Below are 13,911 nucleotides of genomic sequence, written 5' to 3' on the forward strand. Positions count from 1 at the left end.
GCGGAGCGAAAGGCCGAGGGCCGCGGACGGTCGTCCGCGGCCCTCGGTGCGGAGCGCGCTCCGCGGTCAGACGCCCGGCGGCACCCGGGAGGGGCGGCCGGTGCCGCGGGTGAGGCCGTAGCCGAACACCCCGGCCAGCGCGGCGAGTACGGCGCCCAGGGCGGTCCACAGCCAGCGGGTGGTCCACCAGCCGGAGGACCAGCCGTCCTCCGGTCCGGTCTCGCTCGGGGCGGTTCCGCCCTTCGCCACGACGGCGGAGGCGCCCGGCACCATCGGTTCGCCGAGCGTGCCGTCCACATCGGCGGCGCCGCCCCGGTCGGCCGGGTCGACCTCCGTCTCCACGTGGACCGGGAGGCCGAGGTCCTCCTCGGCCAGACCGACCACCGTGAGGCGCACGTAGTAGCTGCCGGGCAGCGGGTCGGACGCCCAGGGCTCCGACCAGGCGCGCACGGTGCGCAGGACGCAGGACAGCTCGACGGTGCCCGCGTCCGGCGCCGCCTTCCTGGTCTGGTGGCCGTACATGCAGGCCTGCCGGCGGCGGAGCCCGTCGTACACGTCGATCTGCCAGGTGGAGGCGCCGTGCCGGGTCGCGCTCTCCGGCAGGCTCACCTTCGCCCGGACGGTGGGGCGCTCCCCGGCGTCGGCGGGGAAGGCCCAGTACAGGTAGTCGCCCGTGGACGCCTCCGCGGTGGCCTTCTGCCCCTGCCGGATCGCCGTGGCGGTGCGGAAGGTGGTGCCCGCCTCCGTCGGACCGGCCGCCTCGCCGTCCGCCGGGCTCGCGCTCGGGGACGGGCTGTCGGCGACCGCGGCACCGGCCGGGGCGAGGAGGGCGACGGCCGCGAGCAGGGCGCCGGCCCATCGGCGCCTCGGGGTGTTCCTGCGGGTGGTACGCATCAGTTGGTCCTCCATACGGCGACGCGCCAGCGCGAGATCCAGCCGAAGAGCAGTCCGGCGAGCAGTCCGGCGAGCACCATGACGCCCAGCAGCCACCAGCCGCGTCCCAGGCCGAACGCGGCGACGTCGGACGCCTCGTCGGGAGCGTCCACCAGGTCGACGGTCAGCTCGACGGGCATGCCGGGTGTGGTCTTCACGGACGCGGGCGCCGAGAAGGAGTTGCTCAGCTGGAGGCACACCGCCTCGGCGGCCGGCTTCGGGTCGTCGTCGGAGAGGCCGGAGCCGTCCTGTCCGGGCTTCGGGTAGCGCAGCCCGGTGGAGACGGCGTCCGTACGCCCGGTGCCGGACTCGGCGCCCCGGACGATCTCGCGGCCGTGCGCGGTCACCGCGCGCAGCAGGATCCCGTAGTCCTCGTTCACGGCGCGGTCCGCCGCCACGCTCACGGAGGCGCGCAGTTCCTGGCCGGGCAGGACGTTCACCCGGTACCAGCGGTGCTTGCCGATCTCCTGGCGGTCCGTGTACAGCCCTGCCGCCAGCTCCGGGGCCGAGGCGCAGCTGGCCGCGCCCTCGGTCGCCACGGGGGTGACGACGGGCTCGGCCGCACGGTCCACCAACTGCTTGACGCGGCCGGACAGTTCGTCGGTGTTCTGGACGGCCGTGTAGGTGCCGCCGGTGGCCTCGGCGATGCAGGTCAGCTGCTGCCGGATCTTGGCGTCGGGCACCAGGCCCAGGGTGTCGATGACCAGGTGGATCCCCCGTGCGGCGATGTCGCGCGCGACCTCGCAGGGGTCCAGCGGGCCGCAGGTGTCCTCGCCGTCGGTGATCAGCACGATCCGCCGGGCGGCCTCGCCGCCGTCGAGGTCGTCGGCGGCGCCGAGCAGGGCGGGGCCGATCGGGGTCCACCCGGTCGGTGCCAGGGTGGCGACCGCGGTCTTGGCCTCGGTGCGGTCGAGCGGTCCGACCGGGTAGAGCTGCCTGGTGTCCTTGCACCCGACCTTGCGGTCGTCGCCCGGGTAGTCCGCGCCGAGCGTACGGATCCCGAGCTCCACCTCCTCGGGCACCGCGTCCAGGACGTCGTTGAACGCCTGCTTGGCGGCGGATATGCGGGACTCGCCGCCCATGTCACGGGTGCGCATGGAACCACTGACGTCGAGCACCAGCTCGACCTTGGACGACGCGGTGGTGGAGGGTTCGTCGGCGGCGGCCGGGAGGGCGGTGCCCAGCCCGGCGGCCAGGGTGGCGAGCAGGACGCCCACCCCGGCCGTCAGCCGTTTTCTTATGATCATCGCCGGATCCTATTGAAGATCCGCTGTCATCCCCAAAACACGTGCGGAGGGCGCGATTTCGGGCCGCGCCTCACCCGCCGAGCACCGGCTCCGAGGCCCGGTCCAGCACCGAACCCACGCGCTCCCAGGTCTCGGTGTCCCTCTCGACCGGCGGGAGCCCGGCGTCCTGCGAGGCCGCGTTCCACCCGGTCGCGACGGCCACCGGGTCGCCGCCGCCGGCCGCGGACGCGGCCAGTGCCGCCGCGCCCAGCGCGACCAGCTCGCCGTTCCCCGGCACGATCAGCGGCCGTCCGGACAGCCGGCGCACGGTCTCCACCCACGTACGGCCCTGGGCGCCGCCGCCGATCAGCCGCAGCGGCCGGCCCGCGACCTCGGGGTCGGCCGGGTCGAGGCCGCACGCCAGCAGCAGCTCGTCGAGCGCTCGCAGCACGGTGAAGGCCGCGCCCTCGTACGCCGCGCCCAGCAGCTGCTGCGGTGTGGTGTCGTGGCGCAGCCCGGTGAGCAGACCGGACGCGGTGGGCAGGTCGGGGGTGCGTTCGCCGTCCAGGTAGGGGAGGAGGACGGCCTCGCCGCCGGGTGTCGCGTCGTCGCGGTGCAGCCCGAGCAGGGCCGCCACCTTGTCGACCGCCAGGGTGCAGTTGAGGGTGCAGGCCAGCGGGAGGTACGTGCCGTCGGCGCCGGCGAAGCCCGAGAGGGCCGTGGACGCCGGGCGCGTCCGGGACGCGGCGAAGACCGTGCCGGAGGTGCCCAGGCTCAGCACGGGGTGGTCCAGCAGGCCCGCGCCGCCCAGGCCGAGTCCGATCGCGGCGCTCATGTTGTCGCCGGTGCCCGCAGCGACGGCGATCCCGGCGGGCAGACCCAGCGCGTCCGCCGCGGACTCCGTCAGGGAGCCGATCCGGGTCCCGCCCGTCGCGGCGACCTCGGGCAGCATGGAGGCGTCCAGGCCCAGGCGGTCCAGGAGTTCGGGGTCGTACCCGCCCGTCGCGGTCGAGTACCAGCAGGTGCCGGAGGCGTCCCCCGGGTCCGTCGCCGCGACGCCCGCCAGCCGCTCCGTGAGGAAGTCGTGGGGCAGCCGCACCGCTGCCGTCGCCTCGGCGTTCGCCGGGTCGTTCTCCCGCAGCCACCGCCACTTCGTCGCGGTCATGGACGCGACGGGCACCGTGCCGGTGCGCGCCGTCCACGCGTCCGGGCCGCCCAGCTCGGCGACCAGTGCCGCCGCCTGCGGCGCGGAGCGCGTGTCGTTCCACAGGAGTGCGGGGCGCAGCGGCCGGCCGCTCCGGTCGAGGGTCACCAGCCCGTGCTGCTGTCCCGCCACGGCGATGCCGATGACGGCGGACGAGGAGAGCCCGGACTCCTTCAGACCGGCCGCGACGGCGTCGCACAGGGCCTGCCACCAGACCTCGGGGTCGGTCTCGCGCGCCCCGCCCTCACCGGTGACGACGTGCGGGGCGCGGCCGACGGCGAGCAGTTCCCCGGTCTCGGTGTCGGTCACTGCGGCCTTGGTGGACTGGGTGGAGCTGTCCACGCCGATGACGACGGTACGCGGCGGCATGGGCTACCTCTTCTCGTGCGGTTCCGGTGGTGCCGGTTTTGGCAGTCCGACGAACAAATTACGTGATCGACGGCGTCCGGACCAGGGGCGCCGTCCGGTCCGCCACCCGGCTCTCCGTCCGGGGGGTTACGTCGGCGCGCGGCCCCGTGCATAATTAATCATGTCAGTGAACAAATGGTCCGGGGTCCTGGCGACGACCGCGGACCCCCGGCAGGCGAAGGCGGACACCATGACCGATCGCTTCACTCCCACTTCTGCGGACAGGTTCACCTTCGGTCTGTGGACGGTGGGCTGGCGTGGCAATGACCCGTTCGGTGACGCGACGCGTCCGGTGCTGGATCCGGTGGAGTCGGTGGAGCGGCTCGCGGAGCTGGGGGCGCACGGGGTGACGTTCCATGACGACGACCTGATCCCGTTCGGGGCGGACGAGGCGGAGCGGGCGCGGCTGGTCGGCCGGTTCCGGGAGGCGTTGGAGCGCACCGGGATGAAGGTCCCGATGGCGACGACGAATCTGTTCAGTCATCCGGTGTTCAAGGACGGGGGGTTCACCTCCAACGACCGGGACGTGCGGCGTTTCGCGCTGCGCAAGGTGGTCCGCAACATCGATCTGGCGGCCGAGCTCGGCGCGCAGGTCTATGTGGCCTGGGGCGGTCGTGAGGGTGCGGAGTCCGGTGGGGCCAAGGACGTGCGTCTGGCCCTGGACCGGATGAAGGAGGCCTTCGACCTGCTGGGCGAGTACGTGACCGAGCAGGGCTACGACCTGCGGTTCGCGATCGAGCCCAAGCCCAACGAGCCCCGCGGCGACATCCTGCTGCCGACGATCGGTCATGCCCTGGCCTTCATCGAGCGTCTGGAGCGCCCCGAGCTGGTCGGGGTGAACCCCGAGACCGGCCACGAGCAGATGGCCGGGCTGAACTTCCCCCACGGCATCGCCCAGGCCCTGTGGGCCGGCAAGCTCTTCCACCTCGACCTCAACGGCCAGTCCGGCATCAAGTACGACCAGGACTTCCGCTTCGGTGCCGGGGACCTGCGCCAGGCGTTCTGGCTCGTCGACCTCCTGGAGACCGCCGGCTACGACGGCTCCCTCCACTTCGACTTCAAACCCGTCCGCACCGACGGTATCGACGGGGTCTGGGAGTCCGCGAAGAACTGCATGCGCAACTACCTCATCCTCAAGGAACGCGCCGCCGCCTTCCGCGCCGACCCCGCCGTGCAGCAGGCCCTGACCGCCTCCCGTCTCCACGAACTCGCCCTGCCCACCGCCGAGGACGGCCTCAAGGCCCTCCTCGCCGACCGCACCGCCTACGAGGACTTCGACACCACCGCCGCCGCCGAACGCTCCATGGCCTTCGAAGCCCTCGACCAACTCGCCATGGAACACCTCCTCAACGTCCGCTGACCCACCCCCCCGGAACAGGTGCCCGGACCACCACCACCGGGCACCCGCCGGCCGGGCGCCCCGGTCCGCGCCGGCCGCCTCAGGCGTCCGCCGGCGCGGACCGGGCGTATGCCGCCGGGTCGGCCAGCACGTCCTGCACCACCAGCGCCGCGGCGCCCCGTGCCGCGTCACCGGCGACCGACGACGCGCGCAGCCTGCCCCCGCCCCCGGACCACAGACCGGACACCACACGGCCCGTCAGCTCCGCGTCGGCGGGCGGCGAGAGCCACGGCATCAGGCCGCGGTAGATGCCGCCGAGGACCACCGCGTCCGGGTCGAACAGATTGACCGCACCGGACAGCACCTGCCCCAGCATCCGGCCCGCGTCGGCCACGGCGGCCAGCGTCGCCGGATCACCCGCCCGCGCCCGCCGCTCCAGCTCCATCACGCCCGCGGCACCGCCCGCCCCCTCGTCGACGCCCGCCGCGCGCAGCAGGGCCGACTGGCCCGCGTACTGCTCCAGGCAGCCGCGCGAGCCGCACCGGCACTCCGGGCCCGCCGGGTCCACCACCACGTGCCCGATCTCCCCGGCGAACCCGTGCGCGCCGCGCAGCAGTTCGCCGTCCAGCACCAGGGCCCCGCCGACACCGATCTCGCCCGTCAGATAGAGGAAGCTGCGCACGGTGCCGAGCCCGCCGAACCACAGCTCGGCCAGCGCCGCGAGATTCGCCTCGTTCTCCGAGCGCACGGGCAGCGCCGCCGTACCGGGGCGCAGTCCGGCGAGCGCCGCCGCGAAGAGGTCCTCGGCGGCGACCTGGTTCCAGCCCAGGTTCGGCGCCTGGCGCACCGCACCGCCCGAGACGAGGCCCGGCAGCGCCAGGGTCGTGCCGACCGGGTGCAGATCCTGCTCCCGCGCCGAGTCCAGGGTGCGCGCGGCGATCGCCGCCGCCCGGGCCAGCACCTCCCCGGGCGGGGCGCCCCGGTTGTCCAGGTGCTCGGTCTGCCGCACCCGGCCGGTGCCCGCCAGGTCGACCACGCACACCGACACATAGTCGATGTTGATCTCCACGCCGAGCCCGGCGGGCCCGGTGCGCGCCACCTTCAGGGCCGTGCCGGGGCGTCCGGCCTGGCCGCTGAAGGTCTTGCCCGACTCCGTGACGAAGCCGCTGTCCAACAGCTGCTCGACCAGCGAGGAGACCGCGGCCCTGGTGAGTCCGACCCGGGCCGACACCCCGGCGCGGGTCGCCTCGCCGGCCTCACCCTCGTCCCGCACGGCGCGCAGCACGAGGCTCAGGTTGTGGCGCCGCACGGTGTCCTTGTCGGCCTTGGACCCCAGGGGCGTGAGGTAGCTCTTCATATCGTCGACGAGCCTATGCGATGCCCCGTCGGGCCACCCCGGCCGACGAGCTCCGGCGATCTGTGTCGCCGGGGCCCGCCGGCCGGAGCGGACACGGCCTCAGGGCCGGGCGCCCCGGGCCTCCAGCAGATCCGCCATGAGCGCGGTCTCGGACTCCTGGGCCCGGGCCGCCCCGGCGGCGAGAGACCTGATCTCCTCGGTCCCCGCCTCGTCGGCGGCCGCCCGCGCCATGTCGGCCCCGGCGCGGTGGTGGACGGTCATCAGCCGGAGGAACAGCACCTCGGCGTCCCGCCCGTCGGCCGCGCGCAGCCGGTCCAGCTGGGTGTCCGTGGCCATGCCGGGCATGAGGGAGCCGTCGGACGGGGTCACCGGGTGGCCCATCCACTCCATCGGCGGCCGGTCGGAACTCTTGGGCCGGCCCCAGGACTCCAGCCAGCCCAGCATCATGCCGCGCTGGTTGGCCTGGGTGTTGATGATGTCGTACGCCAGCCGGCGCACGTCCTCGTCATCGGTGCGGTCCCGGACCAGGAACGCCATCTCCACCGCCTGCTGGTGGTGGACCGACATGTCCCGCGCGAACCCCACGTCCGCCGACCCCTCGGCGGGAACCGCCCCCGGGCCGGCCGGGGAGGCCGCCGAGGGGCGTACGACCATCAGCAGGACCAGCCCCACGGCCACCGCGAACACCACGGCCCCCGCCCACACCAGCGAACGGGAGGCACGCCCGGCCGGGCTCACCCGGCGACCCCGCCGGAGCAGGCGGCGCCCGGCTCCGGGGTCTGCGCGCCCTGGACGTACTTGGTGAAGAACTGCGCCACGCGGGCGTCGGTGGCGCTCTTCACCGTGAGCTGCTTGCCCCAGGCGCTGAGCATCAGCGGGTCCTTCTGGTCGGCCACCGGGCTCATCAGGGAGTAGGGCGTCTTCGCGACGCGCTCGGCGAGCGCCTCGACGTCGGCCTTGTCCGCGTCGTCGTTGTACGTGACCCAGACGGCGCCGTGCTCCAGGGAGTGGACGGCGTTCTCCTTCCGTATCGCCTCCGTGTAGACGTCGGCGTCGCAGTTCATCCAGACCGGGTCGTGGTCGCCGCCGACGGGCGGGTTCATCGGGTAGTCGACGGGCGTCCGGACGTGGTCCTGGGTCAGGTCGTCCCAGGACTTCTCACCCGTGACGGGCGAGGTCCTGGCCTGATCGTCCGCCTTGTCCTTCTCGTCGGCGGCGGACATCAGGTACCCGCCGCCGACGACGAGGCCGGCGAGCACGGCGACGGCCGCGGTGATGGTGACGATGCGGCTGCGGCGCTCACGGGCCCGTTCCTTGCGCCGGGCCTCCTCCAGCTTGGCGCGGCGGGCGGCGGCAGGGCTGTTCTGGTTCTTGGCGGATGCCATGTCAGGTCCTCGGGTTCGGCGGACCGCGTGCGCGGACGGCGCGCCACGCGGGAGAAGGGCATACGGAAGATCCGCCTCCGACGCCTCGGCGGCGCGGAGGACGGACCCGGTACGCCTACGTCCGCCGGACCTGGAGACGCAGTTGGTCGACCGCGTCCACGCTGTCGTTCGACGGGCCGCGGACGGCAGCCGCTCCGGTGAGCGGGGCGGTCCGCGACGGTGCCGAGGAGCAGGGCGGTGCGGGAGGGGAGGGATGGCCGGGCAGGACGACGGCCGCCGAGTGGCCCACGGGCCCGTGGCAGGAGCTGCCGACCCCGCGCTCGGCCGGTGCGTCGGCCGTCACGACGGACACCTCCGGCGTGTGCACGGGGGTGAGGGCCCGGGGAGCGGAGGCCGACGGCGCCTCGGTGTGGGAGGCGGGTGTGGCGGCCGGCGAGCAGCAGAGGAAGACCGCCAGGAGCATGAGTGCCCAGACCGGCGCGGCGAGCAGGGCACTGCCGCTCCGCCGCCGGTCCGCCCGCGCACTCGCTCTGCTCATCGCCGCCATCGTAGATGGTGTGTGAATGTTCAAACAGTCCGGCCCCGCGATCCGGCGGGGTACGGTGCCCCGATGACGACGCAATCGAACATACCTGCGGGCTGGCATCCCGACCCCTACGGAGCACCGCAGCTGCTGCGCTACTGGGACGGCTCCCGCTGGACGGAGCACACACATCCCGCCCAGGGGCAGGCACCCGCCCAGGGACAGGCGCCGGCCCAGGCGCCGACCCAGCCGCAGGCGGGCGGGCCGTACGCGGGGCAGCCGCAGGGCGGGCAGCCGTACGCCGGGCAGCCGTACGCCGGACAGCCGCACGGCGGATCGCTGTTCGACCAGCAGATCCTGGTGGTCAACCAGAAGGCCAAGCTGATCGAGCTGACGAACGAGTACAGCGTCTTCGACCAGCACGGCAACACCGTCGGATCGGTCGTCCAGGTCGGCCAGAGCGGTCTGCGCAAGGTGCTCAGGTTCGTCTCCAGCCTCGACCAGTACCTCACCCACCGCCTGGAGATCCGGGACGCCCACGGACAGCCGCAGCTGCTGCTCACCCGTCCGGCGAAGTTCATCAAGTCCCGGGTCGTGGTGCAGCGTCCGGACGGGCGGCCGGTCGGCGAGATCGTCCAGCAGAACGCCATCGGGAAGATCAACTTCGCGATGACGGCCGACGGCCGTGAGGTCGGGGCGATCAGGGCCGAGAACTGGCGCGCGTGGAACTTCGCCGTCGTCGACCACACCGGCGCGGAGATCGCCAGGATCACCAAGACCTGGGAGGGCCTGGCGAAGACCATGTTCACCACGGCGGACAACTACGTCCTGCAGATCCACCAGCGGCTTCCCGAACCGCTGCTGAGCCTGGTCGTGGCGACCGCGCTGACCGTGGACACCGCACTCAAGCAGGACGCCCGCGGCCTCGGCTGACCCCCGCGCACCCGGCGCACGGCGCAGGCCACTACCCCGGCACGCCCCGGTCCTGCGCCGGGCCGTCCCGCCCCGGCGCGCCCTCGTCCCGCTCCCGCGCCACCTCCGCCAGCACCCGGTCGGCCACCGCGAACGCCGCGTTCGCCGCCGGCACCCCGCAGTAGACGCCCGTCTGCAACAGGGCCGCGCCGATCTCGCGCGGGCTCAGGCCGTTGCGCACCGCCGCGCGGACGTGCAGCGCCAGTTCGCCGTGGTGGCCGTGGGCCGCCAGGGCGGTGAGTGTGACGAGGCTGCGCTCCCGGCGGGACAGCGTCGGGTCGGTCCAGACCTCGCCCCAGGCGTAGCGGGTGATGAAGTCCTGGAAGGGCGCGGTGAATTCCGAGGCCGCGGCCCGGGCCCGGTCCACGTGCGCATCGCCGAGCACCTCCCGGCGCACCGCCGCCCCGCTCCCGCGCTCCCAGGGGGCGAAGTGGGCGCGCAGCGCCTCCCGCACGGCCGCCGGGCGTTCGGCCGGGGCGAGATGGGAGGCGTGCGGCAGCTCGGTCAGCGCGGCCCCGGGGATCCCGTCGGCGATCTCCCGGGCGTGCGCGGGCGGGGTCGCCGGGTCGTCGCGGCCGGCGACCACCAGGGTCGGCGCCCGGATCCCGCGCAGTCCGGGCCGCAGGTCGAACTCGGCGAGCGCGTCGCAGCACGCGGCGTAGGCCTCGGGGTCCGTGCCCAGCAGGTCGTCGAGCAGCCGGGGTGCGGTGAACCCGGGGGTGAACCAGCGGGCCGCCGCGCTCTCCGCGACCTTGCCCAGGCCCTCCGCCCGGACGAGAGCGGCCCGTTCGCGCCACGGACCCGGGTCGCCGAAGCGGGCGGACGCGCACACGACGGCCAGCCGGTCGACGCGCTCCGGGTGGTGGGCGGCGAGCCAGAGGCCCACGGCGCCGCCCAGCGACACCCCGGCGTAGGAGAACCGCTCCAGGGACAGCGCGTCGGCGAGGGCCAGCACCAGCGCACCCAGATCGGCGACGCCGGCCCCCGGTCCGATCAGCCCGGCGGGTGAGCCCCCGTGCCCGGGCAGGTCCCACCGCACGATCCGGTGGGCGGTGGAGAGATCGGGCGCGATCCCGTCCCAGAGGGCGGTGGAGGTGCCCAGCGAGGGGCCCAGCAGCAGCGGGGGAGCGCTCGCCGGTCCTTCCGTCCGGTGGTGCGGCAGACGGGCGGGGGTCGTGGTCATCGGCGCTCCAGTGCGCGGTCGGTGAGTGTTCCGGCGCAGCCCGTGTACCGGGCGGGATCGGTCAGTTCCGCCAGGTCCAGGCCCTCGAAGGCGGGCTCCTGCGCCAGGAACTCGGCGAGGGGCCTCCCCGCCTCGCGGGCCCGGCCGCCGGCTGCCGCGAGGATGTCCCTCGCACGGGACCGGCCGACCCGGCCGGCGGCGGCCGAGGCCAGCCGTTCGGAGACGACCAGCCCGCCGGTGAGCCGCAGGTTGCTCCGCATCGCGGCCGGGAACACCCGCAGCCCCCCGGTGAGTTCCGCCGCGTCCCGGGCCGCCCCGCCGGTCAGCCGCAGCAGGTCGCGCAGCGGTTCCCACTCGGCGTGCCAGGCCCCGGCGGGCCGTTCGTCCCCGGCGGCGAGCGAGCCGAACAGGGTGGCAGCCGCCCCGGGCGCTCGGTGTGCCGCGGCGGCGATCAGGGTGGCCCGGACCGGATTCGCCTTGTGCGGCATCGCCGAGGAGCCGCCGCCGGACCCCTCCGCCACCTCGGCGATCTCGGTGCGGGACAGGATGAGGACGTCGGCGGCGGTCCTCCCCAGCGCGCCCGCCGTGAACGCCAGGGCGCCGGCCAGGTCGGCGATCGGGGTGCGCAGGGCGTGCCAGGGCAGCGGCGGTGCGGCCAGGCCGGTCTCCCGCGCGTAGGCGGCCACGAGCTCCTGCCCCGCCCCGTCCCCGTCCACCGCGGGGAAGGCCGCCAGCGTGCCCGCGGCTCCGCCGAGCTGGACGGGGAGCGTGCCGTGCACCGCCCGCAGCCGGTCCCGTGCGTCCAGAACCAGCGACCGCCAGCCCGCCGCCTTGAGTCCGAACGTCGTCGGCACCGCGTGCTGCGTCAGTGTGCGGCCGGCCATCGGCGTGCCGCGATGCTCCGCCGCGAGCCGCTCCAGTGCCTCGGCGGTACGCCCCAGGTCGTCCAGGACGAGCGCCAGGGTCCGCGAGGCCACCAGCATCGTCGCGGTGTCGAGGATGTCCTGGCTGGTCGCGCCCCGGTGGACGAAGGGCCGCACCGCGTCGTCGACCTCCGCCGACAGGGCGGCCACCAGCGGAATCACCGGGTTGCCCCCGGACCTCGCCCGCAGCGCCAGCTCCCGTACGTCGAACCGGCCGGCGTCCGCGGCCCCGGTGACCGCCCGCCCAGCCCCGGCCGGAGCGGTGCCGGAGGCGGCCTGGGCCCGCGTGAGGGCCGCCTCGGCGTCCAGCAGCGCCTGCAGGAAGGCGTGGTCACCGGTGGCGGCCTCGGCCGCGGAGCCGGCCCGGCCGGGGGCGAGGAGGCCCACGTCGCACTCCCGCTGCGGCTGATCGCCGGGAGCCCCGGGCATCAGCCGAACTCCAGGAAGACCGTCTCGTCGTCGCCCTGCAGGCGGATGTCGAAACGGTAGGTCCGCGGGCCGGTGCGGGTCGCGATCAGGGTCGCGCGCCGGTCCGCGGCCAGCGACCGCAGCAGCGGATCGCCGGGATCCCCCTCCCCGAGCAGGTCGGGGAGGTACACCCGGGTGAAGAGGTGCCGGCCCAGGCCGCGGGCGAACACCGCCGCGCAGAGGTAGGGCACACCGCCGGGCGGGAGCGTCCGCACGGCCCAGCGGCCGTCCGCGTCCGTCGGCACCCGGCCGAACCCGGTGAAGCCCACCCCGTCGCGCCCTCGCAGCGTCCCGGTCGCGGGGTCGTGGCGCAGCGAACCCGGCAGGCCCGTCCGCGAGCCGTCGGGTGCGGGCTGCCAGGTCTCGACGATCGCGTCGGGCACGGGACCGCCCCGGCCGTCGAGCACCCGGCCGTGCACCGTGACCGTGCCGGGATGCCGGGCCGGGGCGACATCGCCGCCGCCGGGGAAGGGCAGGGCGTGACCGTGGAACGGGCCCACGGTCTGGGACGGGGTCGGGGCGCGGGACATCAGCGGTCGCCCCCGTCCTCGGTCCAGGTGGCGCACGGTCCGTCGAGGACGATGTCCCAGCGGTAGCCGAGGGACCGCTCGGGGACGGACCGTGCGGGGTCGTACGCCGCCACGAGCCGTTCGCGCGCGGCCCGGTCGGTGACCGAGCGGATCACCGGGTCGTGGGGGAGGAGCGGGTCGCCGGGGAAGTACATCTGGGTCACGAGCCGCTGGCCGAACGCCGTGCCGAACAGCGAGAAGTGGATGTGCGCGGGACGCCAGGCGTTGGTGTGGTTGCGCCACGGGTACGCCCCCGGCCTGACCGTCGTGAAGGCGTAGCCGCCGTCGTCGTCGGTCAGACAACGGCCGCACCCGGTGAAGTTCGGGTCGAGCGGGGCGGGGTGCCGGTCGAGCCGGTGCGCGTACCGGCCGGATGCGTTGGCCTGCCACACCTCCACGAGCTGGCCCCGCACCGGCCGGCCGGCCCGGTCCAGCACCCGCCCGGTGACGGTGATCCGCTCGCCGAGGGGTTCGCCGGTGTGCCCCGCCGTGAGGTCGCGGTCCGACGGGCCGACGTCCGTGACGCCGAAGGCCGGCCCGGACAGCTCGACGGCCTCCGGATCGCGCACGGGCACGAGCGGGCGCAGCGGGTGACGGAAGTGGCTGCTGCGGTACGGGGGGTAGTCGTGCGGCGGATGGTGGCGGCCCGGCACGGACGCGGCCCCGGCCCGGGCCATCTCGGAGTCGATCTCCTGCTGGCTCATTCCGTCCGGCAGCGGCGGTGCGGGCAGATCACGTGCGCTCATGTCACGCCTCCACGAGGTGCGGACAAATGCTCCGTGTACTGAGCGAATTCCGGTGGCCACGAAGCTAGCGGCGACCGGTCGGACGGGTCAAGACCCTCAGTACGCTGTGGGTCTTCGCGCTTCCGGCCGGCGGACCCGACGGCCGACGGAGCCGCGGGCCGGCGAGGACCGGGGCCGGCGGCGTACAGAGAGGACGGCGCCGTGCGGGCGGTCGATCTGAGCACCCATCCCGGCCACCTGGCCCGGCGTCTCCAGCAGGCCCACCACCTGCTGTGGAACACGACGGTCTCCGAGGAGATCACCTCGCCCCAGTTCGCCGTCCTCAACGCCCTGACCGCCGAACCCGGCCTCGACCAGCGGACGGTGGGGGAGCGGGTCGGCCTCGACCGGTCCACCGTCGCCGAGGTGGTCGCCCGGCTCGTACGCCGGGGGCTGCTGGACAAGATCCGCGCCCCGCAGGACGGGCGCCGCTCCCTGCTCCGCCTCACCGACGAGGGTGTCCGCACCCATACACGCCTCGCCAGGCGCACGGCGGGGATGAACCAGCTCTTCCTCGGGCCGCTCTCCGCGGACGAGCGGACGGTCCTCCTCGACCTGATGCGCAGGGTCGCGGAGTCCGCCGAGAACCTGCGGGTGCCCGACGGGTCCGGCCGGTGAGGGCGGGCGGCCTTCGCC

14 protein-coding genes are annotated in these 13,911 nt (G+C 74.8%); 3 read left to right on the forward strand and 11 right to left on the reverse strand.

Annotation, left to right across the window (positions count from 1 at the left end):
- Nucleotides 1–66 precede the first annotated feature (66 nt).
- The 3 genes from ABZ172_RS01755 to xylB all read right to left on the reverse strand — a co-directional run bounded on the left by ABZ172_RS01755 (nt 67) and on the right by xylB (nt 3,732).
- The gene (locus tag ABZ172_RS01755; protein ID WP_356879055.1) at nt 67–894 is read right to left on the reverse strand and encodes a hypothetical protein; all 828 of its coding nucleotides are present in this window, start codon (nt 892–894) and stop codon (nt 67–69) included.
- Complete coding sequence (locus tag ABZ172_RS01760; protein ID WP_356879057.1) at nt 894–2,180, reverse strand: VWA domain-containing protein; 1,287 nt, start codon at nt 2,178–2,180, stop codon at nt 894–896. The genes ABZ172_RS01755 and ABZ172_RS01760 overlap by 1 nt, the downstream gene beginning before the upstream one ends.
- A 70-nt stretch (nt 2,181–2,250) precedes the next feature.
- Complete coding sequence (gene xylB / locus ABZ172_RS01765; RefSeq protein WP_356879059.1) at nt 2,251–3,732, reverse strand: xylulokinase; 1,482 nt, start codon at nt 3,730–3,732, stop codon at nt 2,251–2,253.
- 229 nt (nt 3,733–3,961) lie between these two features.
- Here xylB and xylA point away from each other — a divergent pair, with 229 nt between their 5' ends.
- The gene (xylA, locus tag ABZ172_RS01770) at nt 3,962–5,131 is read left to right on the forward strand and encodes a xylose isomerase (protein WP_356879375.1); all 1,170 of its coding nucleotides are present in this window, start codon (nt 3,962–3,964) and stop codon (nt 5,129–5,131) included.
- Between the two features lie 79 nt (nt 5,132–5,210).
- Here xylA and ABZ172_RS01775 read toward each other — a convergent pair whose 3' ends face one another.
- The 4 genes from ABZ172_RS01775 to ABZ172_RS01790 form a co-directional block, all read right to left on the reverse strand.
- The gene (locus tag ABZ172_RS01775; RefSeq protein ID WP_356879061.1) at nt 5,211–6,467 is read right to left on the reverse strand and encodes an ROK family protein; all 1,257 of its coding nucleotides are present in this window, start codon (nt 6,465–6,467) and stop codon (nt 5,211–5,213) included.
- Between the two features lie 99 nt (nt 6,468–6,566).
- Nucleotides 6,567–7,205 (reverse strand): DUF305 domain-containing protein, encoded by a 639-nt coding sequence (locus ABZ172_RS01780; RefSeq protein WP_356879063.1) that lies wholly within the window; start codon nt 7,203–7,205, stop codon nt 6,567–6,569.
- On the reverse strand, nt 7,202–7,852 hold the full coding sequence (locus ABZ172_RS01785; protein WP_356879065.1) for a DUF3105 domain-containing protein: 651 nt from the start codon (nt 7,850–7,852) through the stop codon (nt 7,202–7,204). The genes ABZ172_RS01780 and ABZ172_RS01785 overlap by 4 nt, the downstream gene beginning before the upstream one ends.
- A gap of 115 nt (nt 7,853–7,967) precedes the next feature.
- Nucleotides 7,968–8,390, reverse strand: a complete 423-nt coding sequence (locus ABZ172_RS01790) for a hypothetical protein (RefSeq protein WP_356879067.1) — start codon at nt 8,388–8,390, stop codon at nt 7,968–7,970.
- A 72-nt stretch (nt 8,391–8,462) separates the two neighbouring features.
- Here ABZ172_RS01790 and ABZ172_RS01795 point away from each other — a divergent pair, with 72 nt between their 5' ends.
- On the forward strand, nt 8,463–9,308 hold the full coding sequence (locus tag ABZ172_RS01795) for a phospholipid scramblase-related protein (protein ID WP_356879069.1): 846 nt from the start codon (nt 8,463–8,465) through the stop codon (nt 9,306–9,308).
- 31 nt (nt 9,309–9,339) lie between these two features.
- On the opposite strand, the gene pcaD is transcribed toward ABZ172_RS01795, so the two are convergent.
- Genes pcaD through pcaH form a run of 4 tightly spaced genes read right to left on the reverse strand, consistent with a single transcriptional unit; the run spans nt 9,340 to nt 13,167 of the window.
- Nucleotides 9,340–10,530 (reverse strand): 3-oxoadipate enol-lactonase, encoded by a 1,191-nt coding sequence (gene pcaD / locus ABZ172_RS01800; protein ID WP_356879071.1) that lies wholly within the window; start codon nt 10,528–10,530, stop codon nt 9,340–9,342.
- Nucleotides 10,527–11,882 (reverse strand): 3-carboxy-cis,cis-muconate cycloisomerase, encoded by a 1,356-nt coding sequence (gene pcaB, locus ABZ172_RS01805; RefSeq protein ID WP_356879073.1) that lies wholly within the window; start codon nt 11,880–11,882, stop codon nt 10,527–10,529. Before pcaB ends, pcaD begins: the two co-directional genes overlap by 4 nt.
- On the reverse strand, nt 11,882–12,451 hold the full coding sequence (gene pcaG, locus ABZ172_RS01810; RefSeq protein WP_356879075.1) for a protocatechuate 3,4-dioxygenase subunit alpha: 570 nt from the start codon (nt 12,449–12,451) through the stop codon (nt 11,882–11,884). The genes pcaB and pcaG overlap by 1 nt, the downstream gene beginning before the upstream one ends.
- Complete coding sequence (gene pcaH, locus ABZ172_RS01815; RefSeq protein WP_356879377.1) at nt 12,451–13,167, reverse strand: protocatechuate 3,4-dioxygenase subunit beta; 717 nt, start codon at nt 13,165–13,167, stop codon at nt 12,451–12,453. The genes pcaG and pcaH overlap by 1 nt, the downstream gene beginning before the upstream one ends.
- 270 nt (nt 13,168–13,437) lie before the next feature.
- Between pcaH and ABZ172_RS01820 the strand changes: the two genes are divergently transcribed.
- Nucleotides 13,438–13,893 (forward strand): MarR family transcriptional regulator, encoded by a 456-nt coding sequence (locus tag ABZ172_RS01820; protein WP_356879077.1) that lies wholly within the window; start codon nt 13,438–13,440, stop codon nt 13,891–13,893.
- The last annotated feature ends 18 nt before the right edge of the window (nt 13,894–13,911 follow it).

Source organism: Streptomyces sp. NPDC006296 (genome assembly GCF_040613235.1).
Lineage (GTDB): Bacteria > Actinomycetota > Actinomycetes > Streptomycetales > Streptomycetaceae > Streptomyces.

Excerpts from the sequence above, each read along its gene's own strand:
- pcaH (WP_356879377.1), bottom strand. The coding sequence starts at position 13,167 with ATGGCCCGGGCCGGGGCCGCGTCCGTGCCGGGCCGCCACCATCCGCCG.
- ABZ172_RS01755 (WP_356879055.1), bottom strand. The coding sequence starts at position 894 with ATGCGTACCACCCGCAGGAACACCCCGAGGCGCCGATGGGCCGGCGCC.
- xylA (WP_356879375.1), top strand. The coding sequence starts at position 3,962 with ATGACCGATCGCTTCACTCCCACTTCTGCGGACAGGTTCACCTTCGGT.
- ABZ172_RS01790 (WP_356879067.1), bottom strand. The coding sequence starts at position 8,390 with ATGAGCAGAGCGAGTGCGCGGGCGGACCGGCGGCGGAGCGGCAGTGCC.
- xylB (WP_356879059.1), bottom strand. The coding sequence starts at position 3,732 with ATGCCGCCGCGTACCGTCGTCATCGGCGTGGACAGCTCCACCCAGTCC.
- pcaD (WP_356879071.1), bottom strand. The coding sequence starts at position 10,530 with ATGACCACGACCCCCGCCCGTCTGCCGCACCACCGGACGGAAGGACCG.
- ABZ172_RS01795 (WP_356879069.1), top strand. The coding sequence starts at position 8,463 with ATGACGACGCAATCGAACATACCTGCGGGCTGGCATCCCGACCCCTAC.
- pcaG (WP_356879075.1), bottom strand. The coding sequence starts at position 12,451 with ATGTCCCGCGCCCCGACCCCGTCCCAGACCGTGGGCCCGTTCCACGGT.
- ABZ172_RS01775 (WP_356879061.1), bottom strand. The coding sequence starts at position 6,467 with ATGAAGAGCTACCTCACGCCCCTGGGGTCCAAGGCCGACAAGGACACC.
- ABZ172_RS01760 (WP_356879057.1), bottom strand. The coding sequence starts at position 2,180 with ATGATCATAAGAAAACGGCTGACGGCCGGGGTGGGCGTCCTGCTCGCC.
- pcaB (WP_356879073.1), bottom strand. The coding sequence starts at position 11,882 with ATGCCCGGGGCTCCCGGCGATCAGCCGCAGCGGGAGTGCGACGTGGGC.
- ABZ172_RS01785 (WP_356879065.1), bottom strand. The coding sequence starts at position 7,852 with ATGGCATCCGCCAAGAACCAGAACAGCCCTGCCGCCGCCCGCCGCGCC.